The sequence below is a fragment of the Candidatus Enterococcus huntleyi genome (assembly GCF_009933175.1).
GTDB lineage: Bacteria > Bacillota > Bacilli > Lactobacillales > Enterococcaceae > Enterococcus_K > Enterococcus_K huntleyi.
The window spans coordinates 123,623-147,314 of record NZ_MAEJ01000010.1; the positions used below are offsets into that span (position 1 = coordinate 123,623).

The 23,692-nt window shown below is 37.6% G+C and carries 19 protein-coding genes and 1 other annotated feature; of the genes, 4 read left to right on the forward strand and 15 right to left on the reverse strand.

What is annotated here, in order from left to right; genetic code table 11:
• Window positions 1-449 precede the first annotated feature (449 nt).
• Together BAU15_RS07115 and BAU15_RS07120 are read left to right on the forward strand one after the other, a co-directional pair.
• Window positions 450-827, forward strand: coding sequence for a DUF7006 family protein (locus tag BAU15_RS07115; protein ID WP_161842047.1), 378 nt, complete (start codon window positions 450-452; stop codon window positions 825-827).
• A 49-nt stretch (window positions 828-876) separates the two neighbouring features.
• A complete protein-coding gene (locus BAU15_RS07120) occupies window positions 877-1,443 on the forward strand; it encodes a TetR/AcrR family transcriptional regulator (RefSeq protein ID WP_161842048.1) in 567 nt (188 codons plus the stop codon).
• Window positions 1,444-1,540: 97 nt separating this feature from the next.
• On the opposite strand, the gene BAU15_RS07125 is transcribed toward BAU15_RS07120, so the two are convergent.
• Both BAU15_RS07125 and BAU15_RS07130 read right to left on the reverse strand, forming a co-directional pair.
• The gene (locus tag BAU15_RS07125; protein ID WP_161842049.1) at window positions 1,541-2,893 is read right to left on the reverse strand and encodes a sensor histidine kinase; all 1,353 of its coding nucleotides are present in this window, start codon (window positions 2,891-2,893) and stop codon (window positions 1,541-1,543) included.
• A gap of 3 nt (window positions 2,894-2,896) precedes the next feature.
• Entirely contained in the window at window positions 2,897-3,646 is a 750-nt protein-coding gene (locus tag BAU15_RS07130) for a LytR/AlgR family response regulator transcription factor (RefSeq protein WP_161842050.1), read from the reverse strand.
• Window positions 3,647-3,844: 198 nt separating this feature from the next.
• On the opposite strand from BAU15_RS07130, the gene BAU15_RS07135 reads away from it, so the two are divergent.
• Together BAU15_RS07135 and BAU15_RS07140 are read left to right on the forward strand one after the other, a co-directional pair.
• Complete coding sequence (locus BAU15_RS07135) at window positions 3,845-4,258, forward strand: hypothetical protein (protein WP_161842051.1); 414 nt, start codon at window positions 3,845-3,847, stop codon at window positions 4,256-4,258.
• A gap of 7 nt (window positions 4,259-4,265) precedes the next feature.
• Window positions 4,266-5,051 carry a C39 family peptidase gene (locus BAU15_RS07140; protein WP_237580151.1) on the forward strand — a complete coding sequence of 262 codons (786 nt, stop codon included), beginning with the start codon at window positions 4,266-4,268 and terminating at the stop codon, window positions 5,049-5,051.
• 214 nt (window positions 5,052-5,265) lie between these two features.
• Here BAU15_RS07140 and BAU15_RS07145 read toward each other — a convergent pair whose 3' ends face one another.
• The 13 genes from BAU15_RS07145 to BAU15_RS07205 all read right to left on the reverse strand — a co-directional run bounded on the left by BAU15_RS07145 (window position 5,266) and on the right by BAU15_RS07205 (window position 23,595).
• A complete protein-coding gene (locus BAU15_RS07145) occupies window positions 5,266-6,195 on the reverse strand; it encodes a DMT family transporter (RefSeq protein ID WP_161842053.1) in 930 nt (309 codons plus the stop codon).
• Window positions 6,196-6,311: 116 nt separating this feature from the next.
• Window positions 6,312-7,421 (reverse strand): 5-methyltetrahydropteroyltriglutamate--homocysteine S-methyltransferase, encoded by a 1,110-nt coding sequence (locus BAU15_RS07150; protein WP_161842054.1) that lies wholly within the window; start codon window positions 7,419-7,421, stop codon window positions 6,312-6,314.
• Window positions 7,422-7,480: 59 nt separating this feature from the next.
• Window positions 7,481-7,751: a binding site (T-box leader), on the reverse strand.
• Window positions 7,752-8,058: 307 nt separating this feature from the next.
• Window positions 8,059-8,721, reverse strand: coding sequence for a nitroreductase family protein (locus tag BAU15_RS07155; protein WP_161842055.1), 663 nt, complete (start codon window positions 8,719-8,721; stop codon window positions 8,059-8,061).
• 136 nt (window positions 8,722-8,857) lie between these two features.
• A complete protein-coding gene (locus BAU15_RS07160) occupies window positions 8,858-9,439 on the reverse strand; it encodes a TetR/AcrR family transcriptional regulator (RefSeq protein WP_161842056.1) in 582 nt (193 codons plus the stop codon).
• 177 nt (window positions 9,440-9,616) lie between these two features.
• Window positions 9,617-10,045, reverse strand: coding sequence for a GNAT family N-acetyltransferase (locus BAU15_RS07165; RefSeq protein WP_161842057.1), 429 nt, complete (start codon window positions 10,043-10,045; stop codon window positions 9,617-9,619).
• Window positions 10,046-10,517: 472 nt separating this feature from the next.
• Entirely contained in the window at window positions 10,518-12,149 is a 1,632-nt protein-coding gene (locus tag BAU15_RS07170; protein WP_161842058.1) for an ABC transporter ATP-binding protein, read from the reverse strand.
• Between the two features lie 367 nt (window positions 12,150-12,516).
• Window positions 12,517-13,962 (reverse strand): DUF1958 domain-containing protein, encoded by a 1,446-nt coding sequence (locus tag BAU15_RS07175; protein WP_161842059.1) that lies wholly within the window; start codon window positions 13,960-13,962, stop codon window positions 12,517-12,519.
• Window positions 13,963-14,437: 475 nt separating this feature from the next.
• Window positions 14,438-14,617 (reverse strand): hypothetical protein, encoded by a 180-nt coding sequence (locus BAU15_RS07180; protein ID WP_161842060.1) that lies wholly within the window; start codon window positions 14,615-14,617, stop codon window positions 14,438-14,440.
• 245 nt (window positions 14,618-14,862) lie between these two features.
• Window positions 14,863-16,065, reverse strand: coding sequence for a phosphoenolpyruvate hydrolase family protein (locus BAU15_RS07185; RefSeq protein WP_161842061.1), 1,203 nt, complete (start codon window positions 16,063-16,065; stop codon window positions 14,863-14,865).
• A 950-nt stretch (window positions 16,066-17,015) separates the two neighbouring features.
• Entirely contained in the window at window positions 17,016-18,353 is a 1,338-nt protein-coding gene (locus tag BAU15_RS07190; protein WP_161842062.1) for a family 43 glycosylhydrolase, read from the reverse strand.
• Window positions 18,343-20,676, reverse strand: a complete 2,334-nt coding sequence (locus BAU15_RS07195; protein ID WP_161842063.1) for an alpha-L-rhamnosidase — start codon at window positions 20,674-20,676, stop codon at window positions 18,343-18,345. Before BAU15_RS07195 ends, BAU15_RS07190 begins: the two co-directional genes overlap by 11 nt.
• 156 nt (window positions 20,677-20,832) lie before the next feature.
• The gene (locus BAU15_RS07200) at window positions 20,833-22,296 is read right to left on the reverse strand and encodes a 6-phospho-beta-glucosidase (RefSeq protein ID WP_161842064.1); all 1,464 of its coding nucleotides are present in this window, start codon (window positions 22,294-22,296) and stop codon (window positions 20,833-20,835) included.
• Between the two features lie 3 nt (window positions 22,297-22,299).
• Window positions 22,300-23,595 (reverse strand): PTS sugar transporter subunit IIC, encoded by a 1,296-nt coding sequence (locus BAU15_RS07205; protein ID WP_161842065.1) that lies wholly within the window; start codon window positions 23,593-23,595, stop codon window positions 22,300-22,302.
• Window positions 23,596-23,692: the final 97 nt, after the last annotated feature.

The window sequence follows — 23,692 nt, forward strand, 5'->3', positions numbered from 1 at the left end:
TCATTATATAGTAGTCTACTAAATTATTTTATGGTTTTTGTCTCAATATTTTTTCTCTAGAAAAAAAATATTGGATTTTTTTCGAAGTTTTTGTATGAGAGAATAATTTTTTGTAGACAAATCTCCTTTAAAATAACACTGGATATACCCAATGATAACGCATGTTTCCGTGAAAAACAATGTATTTGCCCAGCGCTTTAAAGCAAATAAAAAATAACAGTTGTTTTAGGTAGTCCAGACTTTTATATAAAATAAAGAATTTTGTGGACGGGCGCTCCCCTTTTCTGATTTATAATAAATTTGTGGTAGTAATCAAAAGAGCTAAGCCATCAGCTACTTTTGAAATACTGCTTATTTGTATATAGGGACATGACCAGTCGCTTGTCAGATCCCGAATGAGGAGGAGATTTTTTAGGAACGATAAGATAGAACAAGGAGGAAGCGGACACATGACAAATAAGATATCACTCATAAGTAAGGAAGTCGAAGCCTACTTCTCTGACTACGATCAATCCTTACAAAAGCATGCACTTAAACCAAATACAGAAAAATTATCTGCCTACTATAAAGCGATTAAACGAGAATTTTCAAGGATCATTATAGAAACAAGTGAGGAAACATATTTAGGAAATATCGAAAAAACATTGACCTTGGATGCAAAACTACAAATTCTATTTTTCTTTTGGTTGGAAACAGACTTACATAATTGTTCAGAGGATGAGATCATTTCGATTGTCGAGAAGGATTGTCATACTTACTATAAAGAATCAATGGACTGCAAATTAAGCACAACACTTCCTACCCCATTTCTGCAAAGAATCAGTTAGGAATTATAATAAAACGGGAAAGATACAAAAATGAAGGGAGCTTTTACGTATGAGAGGGAAAGTATTTACTGCTGCATTTATTTTAGATGGAGCTTATAAGTTAGCAACAGAAGAAGGAATTAGTGCCGTTACCGCACGAGGATTATCACGAGAAATGGGCATTTCTACACAGCCTATTTATATGGAATTTAAAAATATTAATAACTTGCGAACAGCTGTGTATGAGATGATTCTTGAACATATCGAAACGGAATATTTTTCAAAAAATGCCACACCATTTGATTTCATGAACAATTTCTATCGCTACATTAAAGAAGAACATACACAATACATTTCGTTAACCACCGACAAAACTTCTATGGAAGAAACCAAATCTTTCTTCTACCAAAAATTCTGTGAAGCGTTGGCCGGAAAACTGCAAGTCACTCCAGCTATCAGCCAGCTAATGTATGCCCAAGTTGTGGGCAGCGTAACTTCATTAGTGACAGTCGTCGGACAATTTAACGAACGCGAATTAATCAAAGAATTGTATGAACGCACCAGCGCTGTGTACTCGTCAGAATACTTCACGAAAGTACTAAGAACTATCGAAATGCCTGTAGAAGTACCTGTATAAAAAATATAGGAAAGATAATCAAATAACCGAATATCTTTCGGTAAATTAAGTAGAACCCACACCCTTCTCGTAAGTGAAAATGGTGTGGGTTCTTAATTTATTTGGTAATTGAGAAAAGAATAATAGTGGTTCGAAATAGATTATCGACAATTTCTTGTTGATAGAGACCGCCCACTTGGTCGACTGCTCGCTGGATATTTTTGATGCCTAGTCCCCTATTTTGCCTGTCCATTCGATCCTTTATTTCAGCTGGATCAAACTGATTTTCGATTTCAATTTTCAAATTGTTGTTAAATATTCGCATGGTGAAAAAAATAGTTCGATGGGTATCTTCCTGATTACGGTCAACGGCACTGATTGCATTATCGAGCAAGTTACCAATGATGATAGTCAAAATAGACTCTTCCAATGCGAACGTTTCTGGAGAAAATACCTTAATTTCTAGTTGAATCCCCTGCTCTTTTGCTAGAGCGTATTTTTCGTTTAAGAGGAAGTTTAAAACAAAATTATGTGTGAAGAAAAGTTCTGTCTGCTGAATATCTACTAGCGAATGATTGATATATTCACGAGCGGATTTCAGATTTTCATCAGTTGGTCGCTCAAGTAAACCAGCTAGGACAATGTATTGATTCTTCAAATCATGGCGTAGCGTTCGCACTTTTTCATTGTTTTCTTGAGTGGATTTTATTAGCTGTAACTCTCCTTCAAATGCTTGATTTTCAGCAGTTAATTTTGTTACTTTCTCAAGCTGATTTTCAATGGTGAAATATAGAAAGCTGAAACAAGTGCTGAATAAGAAAATTAAGCCAATTAAGAAAAATTGCACGCGGACGGAAAAGACGCCAGTTTGCTGTTTTAACTGTACAAAGAGAATCGAACTAGTCGATAAAAAAGCAACAATGCCAAGTATTATGAGGACCTGACTCTCCCAGACTAGCAGTTTGCGTTGGCGCTGTCGATTAAATGGAATCTGGCAGAGCTGGACAAAGATTATTTTGAAGAAAAGTGATAGAACCGCTTCGACATATAGACTGAGGTAAACAGAATGTGGCGCGGATAAAAATAATCGTAAGCAAGCAGTCACGAATGAATCGATCAATAAAAATCCGTTAGCTAACAATAATGTCCAAAAAATCATTTGTGGCAACGGTAATTTGTTCCTTTTGGTAATTAAGAATAGGCTCATGAAAAGGCAAAGGCTATTCAATACTTTAGGGATCAAAAACGCACCACTATCGCCAAATAAATCCGTGAGAAATTCGATTACTGATACAGATAGTTCAGATAGATTAATCAAGTATTGTCCCAATAGAATTAGTACCAATGCTATAAAAATAACCAGTGGCGTCGATTTTACCTGTTTATTTTTTACTAAGTGCTGGGTAAGTAGCACTGGGGGGATTATTTGCACAATAAATAACAATCGCGTGAGGTCATAGAAATTAAGCATAGGCTACATAATCTCCTTTAACTGCTGGACGATTTCTGCCCTAGCGCTCTTTGAATAATTTCTACTGACAGGAATTATCGGAGATTCATCTTGTTGTCTCAACCATACTGCTTCATTTTCCAATTTTGAAATGAAAAAACAATTGATTATATAGGAATTATGCACGCGGACGAAGCGTTTATCCAAGCGTTTCATTAGCTCATCCGTTTTAAGAATCGTTGTGTATTGCCCCTCTGTCGTATTAATCAGCACGCTGCGTTTGTCTTTTTCAAAGTAAATAATTTTTCTGAACTCAATGAAATAATCTATTTTTTTGTATGAAAAATGGAGTCCCTTTTCTTGCACCTGTAGATAGTTCATTATCCTGTTTAGTACTGGAAAAATAGCTTCCTTAGTGACTGGCTTCATCACATAATCAAATGTCTGTAAGGCGAATACTTCAGGCATGTATTCTTTGTAGCTGGTCAAAAAAATAATAGGGACAAGTGAGTTATTTTTTCTGATCTCTCTAGCTAGATCAAGACCAGATAGACCAGGCATCTCGATATCTAAAAAGAAGAAATCATAGGAGGTTTCCTTGATTGCAAGCAAGAGTTTTTGCGGATCATAGTAGATTTCGACATCAAAATGAACGGGTCCATAACTTTCTAGAATTTCTTCAACTTGTTGTGTCCAGATAGGCTCATCATCGCAGAGGGCAACTTTCATTTTCATCCTTCTCTCTGTTTTCGTCACTTCAAGAACTTTAGTCATCAGAAGTCTACTCCTCTCTTTAAGACATTTCAAGCCTCAGCTTATAATTAATCGATAAATAAAATAACTTTCCCAAAATGCTGACAACTTATTACTTGTAAACCGTTAGTTATGACTTTTGAATAAGATTCTAACTATTTTCCAGTAAGCTTACTGTGTTCCAAAAAATAATGACGAAAAAGAAATGAGGAAACTGATATGAGAAAATGGAAAATAGGCTTGGCTGGAGGGCTGTTAGTTATCGTAACGAGTCTTGTGATGATTCCTTTTACGACAGAAACGGCAAATATGGCCGAACAAACAACTGTGAAGACACAGATACAAGATAAACAGAGCACAGATTCGGTGGCTGGAGATTCAAAAAAAACACCAACAAGTTTAGAACTTGCGGTTACGCGTTTCAGAAAAATGGAAAAAAGTGAGCGGGAGACACTCTTTGGACCAGATGATACGAAACTTGTCACTGCTGTTAAAGAAGACGACGGGTATGGCTTCGTGTTTGGCGCAGGATTTAGCATTGAAGACGAGAATGGGCAAAAGCAAACCACGTCAATCGAACCAACCACTGTCGGAGAGCTGAAACAAGCACTAGCTCTTGAAGCTTCCAAATAATAATTAGATGAAAAATGGAATCAATCAGCCGATAAATTATCTCATAAATAACTTCTTCTATTCTCTGATGAAACAGCATCTGGTAGTCAAAAGGTACGGTGTGCTCATCTTACTGATTGCTTTGACGGTTGTCGGTATTTTGTTCTCTCAGCCAACTAGTGTACCGGTACTAGTGCCAAGTCCTCAGCCCAAATTAGCCAGCCAAAAGATACTTGATGTGCCCTTAGAAAGTCAATTTACTGAGGTAGCCTTGGAAAATGGTTGTGAAGTGACTGCGCTATCGATGCTCCTTCGATATTTTGATTATTCAGTGGACAAAAATAGTTTGGCTGATCAGCTGAGCTACGTTCCGGTCATGGTGGATTCAGTTTATCATGGCAATCCACACGATGGCTTTGTCGGTAATATTACGGGTGGTTTAGCTGCGATGGGTGTCGCTGTCGAACCTATTGCGACACTCGCAAAAAAGATTGTAGGTACAGAGAAAGAAGTCATTTCAGGCAGTGATATCAATTTTTCCGAGATAGAAAAAGAACTTAAAACAGGCAATCCCGTCTGGGTCATTACGACACTCGATTTCCAAATTCCAACAGCAAATGACTGGCTTACCTGGCAAACACGCAGCGGTACAATTGACGTTTGCAGGCTCTGCCATGCGGTTATCGTCACAGGAATCACCGATAAATATGTCTATGTCAATGATCCATATGGCTATAAAAATCGTAAAGTTGCGATTAAGAAATTTCGGAAAGCTTATGAAGTTATGGGTAAGCAGATGCTGTATTTGAGATGAATCGAGTGAGGTATCAGAGGGAAGCTATTGAAAAAGAGTCTGTTCAGTTGAAGACGAGAGAAATATCTACTATTAAATAAAGAAGATTGGTCGACTATTTCAAGTAAGTAGTCAATCAATCTTCTTTTTGATAGTTCAAGCTGAGTTAAAACGTCAGCGTCTAGTTTTAAAGTTCGTAAGTTTGAATACTACCTATTCTCTACTCTTTACCTATTCAGTCACCGATAGATGGTTCAAGTCTTCTGCGTCCTCTTTCACCATGGTTGGCAAATAGAATGACGGATACTAAAACTATCGCGATCCCCACCATCTGAATGAGCGTCATGGTTTGGCCAAGAAGTATTGGCGCTAAAATATTTGCGACTAATGGCTCTGCGGCTGCGATGACGTTTGAAAGTGAGGCATCGATGTAATTAACGCTGGCCAGGTAGCAACAAAATGAAATGGCTGTGCCGACAATAATGATGAAGGCCATATAAAATACAACTTGCATAGTGATTTCAAATCCTGGCTGCCAGATGGGCCGTACAAATTGAAACGCCAATCCGCCAAGGAACATGCCCCAACCGACGACTAATGGTGAGCCATATTTTTTTAATAGTGCTCGTGGTTGTAACGTATAGAAAGCCACGCCAATGGCTGACCCGATACCGATTAATAATCCTGAATAGCTAATCAATAATTGCTGGAAATTCCCGCGTGTGACTAATAAAAATACGCCGATAAAGGTTAGCAGTATGTAGATGATTTCTTTTATATGTAGCAGTTTTTCCTTTTTAATGATTAGGTAAAAATAAATGAATATTGGAGACGTAAATTGTAGAATTGTTGCTAGTCCGGCCCCATTTTTACCAATCGATAGGAAGAATAGATATTGGCAGCCAATCATTCCCACTAGACTGAATAAGAGTAAGGTTATGCCATCCTTTTTCGAGCGAAAAATAGATGTGAGCGGCTGTTTTAACACTAGTTTTGTATACAGCAATAAGAGAAATCCAGCGACTAATAAGCGCGTGCCCACAACCCACGTTACTGGGGCATTGAATTTGGAGAAGACGACATCTGCAAACGCGCCATTGATTCCCCAAAGCGTCGCACCGACTAGCGCAAGTATGACCCCTTTACCCGTTCCTTCTTTTTTCACTAGCTCCTCCTTTCAAACCCTGTGATAGTCAAAAAATTTACGCAGACGAATGCCGCGTAAATTTTTGATAATTCTGTATTTATAGTATCACAGTTTTTTTCTCTCACAACTAATTTTTAGCCCCAAACTTCTTTGGCGACGTCTATAACTAATTTTAATTTTGCCCATTGTGCTTCTTCGGTTAAGATATTGCCTTCTTCAGTTGAAGCAAAACCGCATTGAGGACTCAGGCTTAGACGATCCAAAGGAACATATTTGCTGGCTTCTTTAATTCGCTCAATCAAGCCTTCTTTGTCTTCTAATTGGCCATTTTTACTGGTCACTAAGCCTAACACGACTTGTTTCCCTTCTGGCACGTAGCGTAAAGGCTCGAATCCGCCAGAACGTTCATCATCGAATTCTAAGAAGAAAGCTGAGACATCTTCTTTGCCAAATAAAGTTTCTGCTACTGGTTCATAACCGCCAGATGTAGCCCACGTAGAATGGTAATTACCTCGACAAATATGTGTAGTGATATGTAAATCCTCTGGTAAATCAGCAATTCCATTGTTATTTAAATCAAGGTATAGCTGTTGTAAATCATCGATACTGAGCGTTTCATTGTTTCTAGCTTTCCAGTAATTTTTATCCGCAAGCATGCCCCACGTACAGTCATCTAATTTGACATCGCGACAGCCTAGTTCATATAAAGCTAAAATTGTTTCACGATACGCTGCAGCAATATCCTTGTATAACTCGTTACGATCAGGATAAATTCGATCGACAGCCTCTTCGTTCACGCCACGAGTTAGTTCTGCTAATAATTGAGCAGGCGCTGGAATACTCTGACGAATCGGTGTACCATCTGCGATTTCAGCTAAAAATGAATATTCTTCAAAAATTGGATGGTTAGGATTAAAAGCCACCTTGCCAGATAAACGAGCTGAATCCGCTCTAGTCTCTTCCCCATGGAAAAGATAGCCTTGATCCATTACCACGTGGTCCACCCCGTTGAGGCCCCAGAAAAAGTCCAAATGCCAATAACTACGACGGAATTCGCCATCACTGATGAACGCCAATCCAACTTCTTTTTGTTTAGCGACTAATTCGCGAATCAGACGATTCTCAACTTCTTTTAAAGCCTCCGCTGTAATTTCTTTTTTCTCAAATTGCTCTCTTGCTTGTTTTAATTCGTCTGGGCGTAAAAAGCTCCCGACAATTTCATGTTGATGAATCGTTTCACACATAGTATTTTTCCTCCTCATAATTTAAAAAATAAAAAACACCCTTAAAAGAGTCTTGCTCTTCTAAGGATGTAAGTATTGTTTACATGGTACCACCTTTGTTCGCAAAAACCTTGACGATTTTTGCCTCTGTTCCAATGCAGCATAGACTGATTCATCTCTGCGATATTGGCATCTTTCTAACGGGGATTGCCGTGTACTTCTAAAATTTTACTTCTCAAAGTACCCACTCAAAAGCCATTTTCAAATCTATGTCTATCCGCCCCTTTTCAGCTACCAAGGCTCTCTATTAGAATATCCATTAAACTTTACTTTCTTTTTCTCAGTGTTTTATTATTTAATTTTAATCAGAATAACAAAAGATTATCTAGTAGTCAAGGGAAATTTTGGTGAAGTTTGGATTGGTTGTTCGATCATTCGATGTTTATTTTAAGATTTTCTGCCCTAGATAATACGACGTAATGACCGCCACATAACCAAGTACCGCTAGCACAAGTAATAGGTAAATTCTTGAGCCAAGCACAATCTTTAACAGGATGGTTGTTAGACAAGCTCAAAGATTTCCCAGTAATAGACCGAGTTTGATTGGTAAAGCATTTTTCCGTTGATTGCCACTTTCTGTATAAAATCTAGCACAGAATTATAATACCTTGTTCACACCTCTATGCCCCAACTCAAATTGATATTTAACAATCCCCAAACTTACATGGTTTGCGGTGCCTTTTTCTGTTTTAAAAATGGCTTCATCTTGTTTTAATTCGATAAAAAAGTTTTGCTTATTATTGGCAGTTGGCGCGAGCATCGCTGCGGTCATCCCCTGTTCGAACCAGGCTGGCATTGCCTGATCGGTGCTACATAATTCGCTCATTGGCTTGGACTGATGAGGTTTGCCATCTGTTTTTCCGTATCCTAATGCTACGACACAAGCTAGCGTTTCATTTTGTTTAATGTTTGCTTGGCAGTTTGTTCGTTTAAATGTTTGTCCAGCCCAACAACTATTCAGGCCTAATTGTTGCGCTTTGAGGACGATTCTTTGGCCATAATAGCCGATTTTTTCTAGCGACAAATCATCTTTCGGCCCGACTAATGCTAAATAATTCGAAACATTTCTGAAGCCTGCGAAGAAAGGTAAGAATCCTCTAAAAGTATTTTTGTCCTGGATAATCAACTGAATCGATAATCCTGATTCTTGGTTGCAACGTGCGATTTCTTCAGTTAATTCAGTCAGCACAGACTGTTCGATTGATTCACTCCGAAACTTTCTCACTGCGTGCCTATTTTCCATTGCTTCGATTAAATTCATAATAAAAATCCTCCTTATGTAGTCATAAATTATTTTTAGATAAATACTTTTCTGAATATAACTATGTAAATCCGAATCTTAACACCGTAAAGATTTGCTTAAAAAACTATCTATGCTTCTCCGGATTATTCGTCCATCAAATACATAGATAAGATAAACAAGCGCGTATTCGCTGTGTTGCATCCACTTGATTAATGTCGTCGGTCATACTCATAATGCCGGCTAAGCCATGAACCGTCGCCCACATCGTCAAGATTTTATCTTGCACGACCTCGTTGGAATATTTATCTGAGAGAACGGTCAACGAAACTTCTTTCAGAATTTCAAATGGCTTGATTGTTGTCTCGACATCTAAACTTAAAGAAAAATGGATCTCTGCTTCGCCTTTCGAAAAGAGCAATTTATAAAATAAAGGATTCTCTATAAAAAATAAGACATATTCCTCACCTAACATCGGTAAGACTTCAGGGACTTTGCCATTTTCATCAAGAATTCGCAGAAACCGTTCAGTCAATTTTGCCAAGACATGGTGCTGCATAGCCAGGATAAATTCCTCTTTATTTTTGAAATGGGCATACGGTGCGGCATTACTTACGTTGCAATTCGCGGCAACTTTTCGTAGAGAAAGTTGATCCACTTGGTGAGTATTCAGCATCAGGATTCCCTGCTCGATTAACTGTCTTCTCAAATCGCCATGATGATATTGCCCTTTTGGCATACGCTCACCTCCCTATGATGATAGTGTATTATCTAATCTTATCGTTGTCAAGATTGGGTTGAATAGAAATTTATTTGAGTAGATGGACTATGCACTAGTAATAAATTGGGACGAAACTCAAAAAGTTCCGTCCAATCAGCGATTGCTCAATGTAGCTAAACAAATAGCCGTTGCTCGTTATGAGAGTGATTGAGCAATTAATTTTCGCAAGAAATATTTCGTCGTCCCTTCAAACGGGCAGTCCTCAATCTGACCGTAGACGCTAAATCCTAACTTTTGATAAAAGGTCAATCCTTGATACTCTTGCGTGTTGACCGTTAGGTGCTTACAGTGTTTTGCAGTAGCAATTTTTTCAGCTTCTTCGACTAATAGAGTGCCATAATTCTGACCTCGATAGGTAGGTTTTATCGCCAATAAACTGATGTGTAGTCGATTGCCTGTCAGCACAGCAGTTAGTCCACCAAGATAATCTTCTTCCTGATACGCCGCGATAGAAAAGAACTCTTTGTTTTCTGAGCCTTCGCCAAACAGTTCTATTTGCTGATCCGTTAGTAACTGGCTGATTCGTTCGGAATTCTCTGTGTAATCAACTTTTTTGATTTCCATGATTGTCTCTCCTTGTTCACTTGTATTCACTAATCTTACCATGCTTGTGAGTGGATGAAAATAAAGAACAATATAAGTATCCTTAAAAGAATTCTATTCTAATATTCAAAGAAAAAGAAGACAGAAACGCGTACTTCACGTCTCTATCCCCCATCTGAATTTCCTTCATACTTCTACTCTCAATTTGTTCGATTGTGATTATCTTGCGCGTTCTCTTCTCTTACGTTCTCGCTCTTTTTGAACTAAATAGGCTTTTCGATTACTGCCCAACCCGTCGCTACCATTGGACAAAGGGATATTCCGAGTGAGTGAGACAAGGCGGAGATGACGGCTGAGACTACGCAAACAATAATATTCGGTTTCTTTTTCCTGGCGTTTCCTCCAATCAAATTAACTATTTTATTGGAACATTTATGACGAAATCTGTAAGAAACAATCTGACGAATAACCGTTGAGTAGTAGGCTGTGTGTCCTAGTTTGCTAGCGATTGCTGAACAATTTGCTTGTTTTTTAGTTGAATTACTTGGTCAAATGAAGCCAAGAAGTCTGGCTGAGTAGAATGGGTCACGACGATGACCAGCTTATCCGTTAGAGAAGCGATCACTTCCGAGATTAATTGTTCATTCTTTTGATCTAAGCCACTTGTCGGTTCATCCAAAATAATCATCTCAGCTTCCCTGTATAAAGCACGGGCGATGTCCAGCCGGCGTTCTTCTCCACCTGATAAGCGATTGGCTGTCAAATTGGTGCGAAGGCCCTCCTCTTGACTGGCTAACCAATTTTTTAAGCCCGCTTTATGCAAAGCTTCCCGAACTTTATCTTCATTGATTTCTTGAAATAAGCTGACATTCTCAGCAATTGTGCCAGAAAAAATAGCAGTTCGCTGAGGAACATAGCTGAAATGTCGGTAATAAGAAGCTTTATCAAAGTCCGTGAGTGCTTCGCCATTTAGACGAATCGTCCCCTCTTCAGGTGTCAAAATTCCCATCAATAATTGCAATAAAGTACTTTTACCAGCGCCGCTTTCTCCAATGATCGCGTACTTATTCCCCATCTGAAAAGTATAGGACAACTCGTTGAAGATAACTTGTTTTTTTCTCCGATAATTGACGTGCATCAAAGTTAGCTCAGTAATTTCTTCATTAAACGGCTTCCCTGGACTACTTTTTGATGAACTAGTTTCGGACAAGGTTGCCAAAAACTCACTGACGACTTTTTTACTTGAGGTAAATTCTGTTGTAAGCTCAGAAACGGTTTGGATTGGACCTGCCACCGTACCCATCAAGGTTGTCATGGCAATTAATTCGGGTACCGTTAGTAAATTCTTGAAAACGAAAATACCGCCGATGACCCATGTTCCAGAATAAACAATGTTGCTTAGCCCATAAGAAATAGCATAGGTCTGTGCCTGCCCTTTTTCAAAATCAACCGAAGCTCCCGCAGTTGTACGACTGCTCTTGTGTAAAAGCTTAGCAAAAATCGCTGAAGAATTTGCTAATCTCAATGTCGATAGATTACGAGAAAAGTCCTCAAATTTTGCCAGATAAGTCTTCTTCCCTGTTTGCGCGATGTGCTTTTTATTAGAAAGCACGCGTTGATTAATCACGGGCGCTAAAAATGGTAGAAAGCACAGGGCCAACATAATCAGAGTCAAGGTTCCTTGAAGATAAAAGGCACCCGCCAATGAAAATCCGAAGACAAAAACGCTGATGATTGAGGACAGTAATGGCTTGAGATAACTCGTCTCGACAACTTCTAACTGATTGACTAGATGATCGGTTCGCACAGTCGGATCCTCCTCCATGATCGCTTGCAAATCTTTCTCCATATAATGCGTGATTAATTCTGAACGCAGCGAATGCAAGATGTTATTGACCAATTTTGCCCGTATATACCTGGGCACAAAATCAAAGTAACTATCCGCAATTAGAAAAATAATGGCAAAGATAGCTACGCCTAAAAAACGCTGAAAATTGTCTCCTAAAGCCGCGTCAGTCAACAGACTGTAGACAAAACCTGTGCCCGCCAAAATTAACGCGTAGACAATAGAAACAAGTAGATAGATAACAAATTGCCGCTTATGTAACTTAAAATATTTAGTCATATGAACTCCTATGTATCGCTGCATCAACGGGCAAATCGTCCACCCACAGAGCGATACGGTTTTATTGGTTATTTCTATAATTTGGCTTGCTAACTGTAGTGTCCATCGTCTCCACCTCTTTTTCTTCTTAGGGTTAGTATATCTTTTAATCGTTTGCACATCAATCTTTAACTTGGAATTAATCATCAAGTCTATTAGAAAAAATCAGTCTCAAAAATGTAAAGTAAATTTTAAGTCTATGGTGTTGGCGAGATAAATAACAGTTTTCGTCCGAATAGCAAAAATACAGGCAGAACTTGCTTATCCGTATAGGATAAATCAACTTCTGCCTGCTTCTTATTTTATTAATGAACTTAATATCAAGATTCTAGATAAATTCTTTAATCACCAAGTAGATTGAGGCTAGGATTGAGAGCGCCCCAATGATTCTCAAGACGATTACGCCTTTTCTAGGAGACTTCCGACTGCGCCGTCCGATTGCTTTACGTTTACTTGGAAAGAATAGGAAGACTAAGCCTAGAATAAGAAGAGCTGCCGGTATGCCATACGTAATTACTTTATCCAGTATGGAAGATAATTTTGTAGGTAGTGCGCGGGTCTTCTCTTTATTCTCAGCACTCTGATCCCCATTGTCAGCTTTCTTTTCGTCAGTCTTACTGCCCTCTATGTAATTCGCAGCCAATTTTGGCATATTATCCGTTAACAATTCTTTCTGGTTGGTTAGTACAATTTGTTTGTCTTGAATGGTCAACTGTGGTTCTTCATTTTTCTTGACCACGCCGTAAAAATCGTTCTCTAACTTGATTGATTTGCCTTCAATCTCGTGTTCTCCTTTTGGCAAAATCAATCGCTGCTCATACTCATCAAAGGTTTTCTTAAGTAGCGCATTGCCAAATGGATGACGGTAATATTCACCATCTTGATCCGACCAGTCACCGACGCCCATAATAACTTCAATCAAACGCGTATTTTCTCGTTTAGCTGTAGCCACATAGTTAAAAGCACTGCTAGGTCCAGAACCCGTCTTCAACCCATCGACACCTTCAAATCCATATTTAGCACCCGGTAATGAATAGTTATAAGTTTCGAAAGTTTCCTCATACGGAGTGCCTGCCATCGTTGTCACTTTAGGCTGACTAGTAAATTCCAATACCTCAGGATGATCATTGATTAGATGGAAGACCATCGTGGCCAAATCGCGAGCCGTTGAAGTGTTACTTCCATATGGATCATAACCTTCTGGCGTATATAATCCTTCAAAAGTAATCGCTGAAGCGCCGCTACAATTATAGAATTGGGTATTCTTCATGCCAATTTGGTGCGCTTTTTCATTCATTTGCTTAATGAATTCACCCGCTTGATTATCTGAAACGACATTGGCTAACATAACAGTCGCAACATTTGATGAAGGAACCACGACCATTTTTAAAAGTTCTCTGACTGGATACTCAACACCCGCCACAATTTTACTATTACTGATTGCGTACAATTCGCTGATCGCCTGGTCATTTTCTGTCGCTTGAATATTCGTATCTAACGTAAACTTGCCTTCTTTTATTGCATCAAATACTAAAAATACAGTCATCATCTTGGAGATGCTAGCAGGCTCTCTTACGACATCAACATTATCTCCCCATAATATCTGACCATTGGTTCCATCAACCACAATCGAGGTCTTGGGTTTATTTATTTCTAAAACATCGGTATAACCAGCTTCCTTTGTTATTTCCATTATATCCTCAGCAGCAAAAGCAGTTACTTGGAATGGAATAAGAATAATAACAAACAGTAAAAAGACTAATTTTTTAGCCATAGTGCCTCCTAATTAATATGTAATACTTATTATTTTATTATGTGCATGGGCAAATATCAAGGTCAAGTTCGTTCTTTAACGAAATACCCCCGATATTTGTTTTCCTTATACTATCAGGCTCTATCACTATTTTCACGGCTTCAAAAATTTTCGAACAGCTCTGATCAGCAGATAAAATTAGAGCCACATCAGCAGGCTGTATCTCGTCATCAAATGTCAGAATAATTTGTTATTGGTTCTTTTTCTTAATAACAAATAGCCCCTATCTAGGTTTTACTGCTTTCTTTCTCCTAGATAAGGACTGTCTATTAGTTATTCTATTTTCTGATGTTCGTTGTCAATATTAATTGCTTCATTGAGTAGAGTGCTCAATTCTGAGGCTAAAACGGGATTATTTTTTGTATGTATTTAGTCATTTCATCAGTGTTTCCCTAAATAATTCACAGTGTAAATTATCCCAAATTTTTGATTGCTTTTATAAGCTTCTAAAAGGTACCAGTAATACAATAAGAATAATCATAAATAACAAAGTATCTTTCCAAGTCGTGCCATTATTGGGATCACTACTAGGCATTCCTAGAAGTGTCCTGCGTAAGTTTTCTATCATGTTGGGGTTGTTTTTCTTGCCGCCAGCAGAACTTTTCTTCTCATCCATATGAACACTCCTCTTTGTGTAGTTATAATGCAATAGTATCATGTGGTAGATTAGTAATCAATTAGAAAAATTAAAATTAGATTAACGAAGATGGTATTTATTATTCATTAGCCCATCTGACGAAAGAGAAAGTAAGCCATTAGAATTCTTAAACTGCTCGTTTCCATTGTGTTGTCCTTAGTTGCGATTATACTTTCTCATGATAGCTTCAGCTTTTTCTCTATCAGTCATGCAGTTCTTCCTCTCTAGAAAAGAGTGGTGATGTTAGATTCCTTGAATTCCTTCGGGGATTTTTTCATATATTTTTTGAAAGTTTTACTGAATTGCTCATAATTTGGATAGCCGACTAGGGTTGCTATTTCGTCAAATTGCAAATTAGTAGAGCACATCAATTCAATTGATTTGTTCAAGCGAAATTTAACCAGATATTCTGTGAAATTATGACCGGTTCTTTTTTTGAAGAGACCGCTCAGATAACTGGGGCGTAGATTGACAAATTCAGCTAATTCGTTCATAGAAATAAGATTTGAATAATTCTCATTAGTATATTCTTTTACAAAATCGACAGGGTCAGAATATTTATCGATTCCTTCCACAATTCGAATGGTCAAATTAGTATGCTGGGTATGAATCGGATCTTTAAATAGTTCGATTTGCGAGGATAAAATTTGTTGAGAATTAATTTGATCAAAAAGTTCACCACCAATATATCCTTTGACTAAAGGGAATTTATTATAAATGTAGCGGACTTCTATCCAATCGTTAATTGGTCCACCGTAAATCATCAGGACACTACTGGAATTTTTTGACTCCATCAAGGTACATATTTGTTGAATGGTCGTTAGCATGCTTTTGAAAGAATGTACTCTTTTAGCGTTCAAGCTGTCACCTTCAGTTAGGCCTAAATGAATACAGAGAATATCCGGTTCAATCGTATCCATCATCTCAGCCTCGTATGTGTTCGTGACAAATCCAATCGTGAATAAACCAACATCTTTTGCGGCCTGAATAAATTCCAACTCCTGAGTAAAAGTAATCCCGCCTGATTCTAAAACTTCCCTGAAGTGCCCATCAATTAGGCTTATGGATGGGTAATTGGCAACTCCAGCATAATGATTATCGCAAAGATAGGTCAGTAATTCGTTTGAATCCATAAATGGGTCTGTCGCATTCACACCAAAAATAACTGGAAAATCCCCAAGAACGGGGAGTAGCTCCCTACTAGAAAACTCTCGGACAAACTCGTTACTATTCGCAACAGGCAAATAAGCGGCTAATGGATTTCTGCCCAACTGCCTAAATTTACCTGAATTCAGCGCCAAAATTAGATCAGCACCGCCATTTTTGGCATTCATCGCATTCCTTCCTGTCGCTGTGTCTACTCCTAATAGATAGTAGCCCTCACGAATTTGTCGTTTGAGTACACTCAAAACTAATTCTTTTTCCATATCTACCTCACGCTTTCCTTGTCAATGAAGGATCCTCTGTCACCCATAGCATACGCCAGTTTAGTGGAAAAACATATGCATAAGGTATATTCTGTCAAAATACAGGTGAAAAGGTGTTATGACAAAAAAAGGTTCTGAGAAGAATGGCAATTAGCAAGTCATCTACTAGCTTAGAAGAATATAACAAAGTAATTGATCAAGCAGTTTTGGCTCACATTGGGGAATGGCAAAGAAAGTGAACGGAGTTATGGTTATTAAATGAGTTACATCGTATGGAAGAAACATTTGGTGAAGGCGAAGATATCACTGGATTGGTAAAAGAATATAAACTTGCTGAGTTTTAGCAAAAGAATATTAAGCCTATTTCCAAGTGAAGCTGGTGCAAATTAGCCACTTTTATAAGACTTGTGGCTAGTTGCGCATCTTTTAAGAGAAATATTGAGGTAAAAAGCCCACTTTTAGAGGTAAAACCCTTTATTCAATGGATTCATGCTATTTTTAGCATTTCTAAAATACGTGAAAACACCGCAACTAGCCACAACTTTGAAAAAAGCAATAAAGATGATAATTTCCAGATAAATGTAAACTTACTTCAGATATTTTATATAAAAATTGTCCTTAGAATACCGAGCTTGCAAGGTTTATAGCTCTTATAAACTTTGCTCTCATTAATTAAAAGGTGATAAATTAGCCATTTTTGTAAGACTTGTGGCTAGTTGCGCATCTTTTAAGAGAAATATCGAGGTAAAACACCCACTTTTAGAGGTGAAACTCTTTATCCAATGGATTCATGATATTTTCGACGCTATCAAAAAGCGCGGAAACACCGCAACTAGCCACAAGTTTGGAAAATTGCTTAGTAAGCGAACTGGGTCCTAAAAAAACAGAGCACCACTCCTTATTGAATGGTGCTCTGTAGAGTAAGCTATTTTACGTCTATAGAATCAGTTTCAGGAAAATTTCAATTCAAAAATTTCTAGTTTATCTGACTCTTCTATCTTCAATTTCAACTCATATGTTCCAGCCGTACAGGATAGATTGGATTCAATTACTGATCCGCTAGCTACTCTGATGTGTCCAACTTTTTGATTTTCGAATAAAAGATTTATAACACCACTACCAGAGGCGCTCATCTCAATTCCCTGAAACCCTTCCTCTGATTGGATGTATCTGAAGAAGATTTCATCTTCAGCAGATATATTCGTCAATTTTTCACCATATTTGCTGTCTACGTCAATATAGGCTGTTCCGTGAAGTTCACAAGCTTGATAACCCATTAAGGGTTCCCCTATTTTAAATGGTGCTCCCACACCTTGTGAGGTCATTTTCACTTCATCAATTGTGCCATCTTCGTTGATGGCAATAGGCTCAATACATAGTCTTCTAAATTGTTGCACACCTCGACTGCATCTATGATAAAAGATATACCATTGCCCATTGAATTTTTCTATAGAACCATGATTATTCCAGCTTGCTGGGTCACAATATTCATTATTAATGATAACACCTTGATAAGTGAATGGACCTAGTGGGGAAAGACTTGTCGCATAACCTAATGAAGTGGGTTTTCCGCGTTCAATATTAGAATAGACCAAATAATATAGATTGCCAATTTTCCTCATAGAGGACCCTTCATGGAAGTAATGCTCCTCCTCAGTCACCAGATTTTCTTTTATCTCACCATCGAAGCTAATCATATCATCATTCAGTTTTACGCCATGGGAATATAATTGTCCCCAGTAGTAATAAGCGGAACCATCGTCATCAATAAAAACTGCTGGGTCTATTCCACCACAAGGCAATTGTACAGGATTTATGAACGGTCCGACTGGACTTTTTGATGTTGCCACCCCTTCACTATCATCAGGCATACAAAAATATAGATAGTATATTCCATCTTTATAGATAGCATCTGGTGCGAATAATAAAGGTGCTCTATCACCATCCTCCGCTTTCTCAAATTTTTCTTTGTCTGAAGCGTGCTCATGACTGCTTAACATTTTTTTGATAAATGGCGTAGGTTTGCTCCAGTCTATTCCAGGATATCGTGGATATTTAGGATTATCGAACCAATAGATATCTTTGCCATGTAATGCGGTATCGTGAATCTCCCATGTTTCCAAATCGTTTGTTGAGACAACATGGTACTCTTCGCTACAATAAATCTCTTCTTGATTATCATAGCTACCGTAAATGTAAAGCTTGCCGTCAGGCATAACATGAGCTTCTCCGTCGGGAATATGAATATCTAAAGGTAATATAGGATTTCTTTGGTTTTTATATTTCATGAAGAGAAATCTCGCTTTCTAGTTTATTTAAATCAATTGTGTGTATTCCTGCCTCAAGTACATCGTCATTGTACAGATAGGCTCTTGTTTCTTTCGGAACAACGATTGTCAGAGTATTATTTACTTTCTTTATTGAAATACGGCCATAGAGACATTGATAAGTCATTTCAAATTCTTTAATTTCCCCACAACATCTCGGTGCTACAGAAAATTCTTTGAATCCTGGTTCCTTTACTTGTAGCCCTGCAATATTTCGTACAATCCAGTCTCCAACGCAACCAAAGGCATAATGATTAAATGAGCTTTTAGTGACTTCTCCATCCGGCTGAATGGCAGCCCAAGATTCCCAAATTGTCGTTGCACCATGATCAATTTCGTAAAGCCATGAAGGACACGCTCTTTGGAATAATACCTTGAATGCTGTATCTGTATATCCATTCTCACTGAGAACATCTAAAAGATAAGGGATTGAAAGAAAGCCCGTATCCAAACGGAAATTATTCTTTTGAATGAGTGTATGCAAATCAGAAACAATTTTATTTTTATCTTCAACTAAATCAAACGCCAAGGTCAGAACAAGGCAACCTTGTAAATCAACTTTCATTGATCCATCTTCATTGATAAATTCTGTGTTGTACGCAGCTTTGACTAATTCATGATAGTCATAAAAAGGTTGTGGATTTTCATCAAGAATTTCACTGATTTTTGCCAATAAGTAACTAGTATTTGCCAAAAATGCAGTTGCCACGATATCTTTTGTCGCTTCAGCAGTCGCCATTGGTCCTGGCGCATCCTTTCCTAACATGAAGCTAGGAAACATCCAATCACCATAATGAAATTTCGTATCCCAAATATATTTTTTATGGCCAGTTTTATCACCTTGTGCACTCTTTTTTGAAAATTCGTGCCACTTTAGCATAGCATCATAATATCGTCTTAATATAGTTGCATCGCCGTATTTATTATATAGTTCAAAGGGAATCATGACGATGGCATCTCCCCACCCAGCAGAGGAAAGGCTCCCAGTAAAATCTATTCCCTGATAGAAATCTTTTGGTGCGGGCGTATAATCTAGTATCTCGCCATTGTCTAGTTGTTCAACCACAACATTATCTAACCAACGCATAAGAAAAGATTTCATATCATAAAAAAAAGTTGCCGTAGGTGCGAAGACTTGGATATCACCTGTCCATCCAACTCTTTCTCGTTGTGGACAATCTGTCGGAATCGAAATCATATTCCCTTTTTGACTCCATTTTATATTTTCCATTAGTCGGTTAATATCTTGGTTAGAGCAGCTGAACTGTCCTGTTTCATCTACATCTGAGAAGATGACTATTGCATGAGCTTGTTTCAAGCTTATGTCTCCTTCATATCCTGACACTTTTAAATACCTAAATCCATGGAAAGTAAAATCAGGTCTGAGGCACTCTTTTTGTCCACGACCAATATATATATCTGTCTGCTCTTTGTTTCGACCAACAATATTATTTATAAAGTTTCCTTGTTCATCTATTACTTCACTGTGTTCAATTTGAATTCTTTGTCCTATATCAAGATTGAGCTCTAGTGTCGCGTAGCCAGCTAAGATTTGTCCAAAGTCTATGATCCAACTTGCCTCTTCTCGCCAAATCTTTTTTGCTGGAATCATTTGTCGTTCGACTACTTGTGGTCCAACCTGTTTGACTAGGTTTTCATTTGAATAGTTTCTCTCAAGGACAGGTATCAATTGCTTACTTGGCAAGTTGGTAATAGAAATAGTCTTTTGCAAGTCTTGCATCTCGCCAATAAAAATATCACTATAGACATGTTTACCGGACGTTGCTATAAAAGAGTCATCGGTTGAAATGTATTCTTTCGTGCCATCAATATATTCTAGTTCAATTTCTGCAATTAATGCTAATTCATCGCCGAACTGGGCGCTACCACCCTGTACACTCACTCGACCAGCGTACCATCCATCAGATAGAATAACTGTCCACAGATTGTTCTCTTTTAGCAAATTAGTAACATCATATTCTTGAACCATTAGATAGTTTTCGTAGCTTGTATAATCTGGTGTGAAGATGGCTTCAGTGACTGTTTTACCATTTATATAGGCTTTGTATAATCCTCGGGCGGTAATCCTAAGTTTAGCTTTTACGATATTCTCATCTGTGTCGAAGGCTTTGAAAAAATATCTAGGTGACAGTAATCTTTCTTCTGGATCAGATGTATGACCATTCGCATTTCCTAAAAACATATCTTTTAATGAAAATGTCGGTTCCTTAGTCACTTGGCACCCTTCAGCCGTAATCCAGTTAGCGTAATTAAAAAATTTCATATAATTCTTCTCTTTCATAGTAACGTAATTGGAAAAATAATTTTATATTCCAGTATTTTTGGATAAGATAAATGATAGATATTCATTTATAACCCTCATGAAGTAATAACAATCCTGTCATTGCTCCATGAGGGTCATTCAAATAGTAACTAGAAATTAAAGGTTACGACCATTTGATTTAATCAAATCTTTATACCAATAAAAACTGTCTTTTTTGTATCTATTTAAGGTGCCATTGCCAAAATCATCTTGATCTACATAAATAAAGCCATATCTTTTGGACATTTCAGAGGTAGATGCGCTAATCAAATCTATGCATCCCCAGCTGGTATATCCCATTAATTCAACGCCATCTTTAATGGCAGCAGCCATTTGTATAATGTGCTCTTTCATATAGTCAATTCTATACTCGTCATGTACGGTGAAGTCCTCTTCTAATTTATCAATCGCTCCTAATCCATTTTCGACAATAAACAGAGGCTTCTGGTAACGATCATATAATTTATTTAAGGAAATTCTCAGCCCTATAGGGTCAATTTGCCAGCCCCATTCTGTATTTTTTAGATAAGGATTTCTGATACCTACGAATATATTTCCATTTACTTTCTTTTCTTCATCAATTTTTTTGCTAGAGAGCATTGTCATATAGTAACTATACGATATAAAGTCTACTGTATTCTCTTTCAAAATATGCTCATCTTCATCTGTTATAGTCAATTCGATATTGTTTTCGTTAAAGTAATTCTTGATATATCCGGGGTAATATCCTCTACTTTGGACGTCAGTAAAAAACAAATTATATTGATCATCCTTCAATGCTGTCAAAACATCTTCTGGATCACATGTTTCAGGATAGTTTTCTAGGCGTGCAAGCATACAACCTATTTTATATTCGCTATCAATTGAATGACCTAGCTTTACAGCCGAAGCACTAGCGACAAATTGGTGATGAAGAGCTTGATAGACAACGTTTTTATCAGTTGAACGCTCCTTTAAAATACCTGCTCCGATGTATGGATTGATTGTCGTTAAATTAATTTCATTAAAGGTTAACCAGTATTTTACTAGTCCTTTGTAGCGATTAAAAACGACATCGACATAATTTGAAAAGAAATCAATGAGTTTTCTATTCTCCCATCCACCATAATTAGTCGCTAAATGTAAAGGCATTTCATAGTGACATAATGTGACTAACGGTTCGATATTATATTTTTTAAGTTCTAGGAAGACATTTTCATAGAATTTAAGCCCTTCCTCGTTAGGGACTGATTCGTCACCATTTGGAAAGATTCTCGGCCAAGAGATAGATAATCGCAGAACTTTAAAGCCCATTTCAGAAAATAGCTTTATATCTTCTTTGTAGCGATGATAAAAATCAATTCCTCTTCTTTTTGGAAAGTTTCCTTCACTTAAAGGATTACTTAGTATATTATCTACCTGATTTTTGGAAATAAGGTCTAGTATTTTTCCTTTAGATCTATTTTCTCTAGGGACATACTCAATCATATCCATTGTCGAAAGCCCTTTTCCACCTTCGTCAAAAGCTCCTTCCACTTGGTTAGCAGCTATTGCTCCTCCCCATAAGAATCCTTCTGGAAAAGTGTTATTTTGTCTATTCATGATTTATGCTCCAATCGTTTCGATCATTTCGTTTGAACTAGCTTTTGTTTCATTTGCTACAGCTTCGCTATCTGCTTTCTTAAAGAATGGTAAATACATAAAATAAGATAGAGCAGTTGCAAAAACTTGATAAAGTGCAATTCTCCACCCACCAATAATAAAACCTTGAATGATGATTGGTGTTCCTAGTGGCGCGCTGATACCACTTAATCGTGGCAGTATCCCTACTAGAGTAAGTAAATAACCTAACAGAAAAGTAATTGTTGGTGTAGCTATTAACGGAATAACAAAATGAGGGTTTAGAACAACTGGAACCCCAAACATAATTGGTTCATTTATTCCGCATAAACTTGGTAGAATTCCTAATTTTCCAATCGTTTTAAATTGTTTCGATTTTGATTTAACGAGCATCGCAATCACCAAACCTAATGTAGCACCAGATCCACCAATTAATGCAAAACCAATACTATCAAAAGTCAGGACATTCGGTAGAGCTAATCCAGCACGATACGCTTCAAGGTTTTGCAATCCTAGAGGTGTTAGAACAGGGAACATTACTGCAAAAAAGATACTCATACCGTGTATTCCAAACGCCCAAAGAATATGGCAAAACAGAATCATAAAAATGAAAGTGATAGGGCTTCCGCCTAGTTTCGTCAATGGCGTTTGAATTAGACCAAAGATAAATCCGTGAATACTAGCGAATTGTGTATGTTCAAAAATTGCTGTTATAGCCACCATTAACGGTGTAATAATAAATCCTGGGACGATGGCCGCAAATGATTTTTCTAACGTTGGGGGAACACCGTCTGGCATTTTAATATAAATACCTTTTTGTAAAATGATTGTATAAAGTTTTGATGCGAGTAGGCCCGCAATCATCGCTACAAAGAGTCCACTTCCGCCCAGCCACTGAAAAGAAATGTAGGCTCCGCCCTCTTCCAAAGAGCCTAAAGGACTTAAAATTAAGAAGCTTAACATACCTAATATTCCTGCTGAAAAGCCATCTTGCTTCTGTTCAACTGCAAATTTATAGGCAATTGAGAAAGATGCGTAGACCGCAATTATGTCCGTAGTTAACTTAGTTACAATTTGTAATAAGTGAGTTAAGCCAACATTATTCAAAAACTCTTGATACGGAGGATAAGGTAACCCCGAAATCAATGAAGCCATTGCTCCTACAATCATTAGTGGCATTAAAGACATAAGCCCACTTGATATCGCTTGGATATATTGATTCTCTTGGATTTTTGCTGCAAATTTTTGAATAAAAGTTTCAAATTTATTGCTAGATTTCATAAAATCATCTCCTGTTTTTAGTTTCGTAAGTACTTACATAAAAATTGTAACCGTATTCTGCATTTTACACATTAGCATTTCTAGACATATTTCTGTT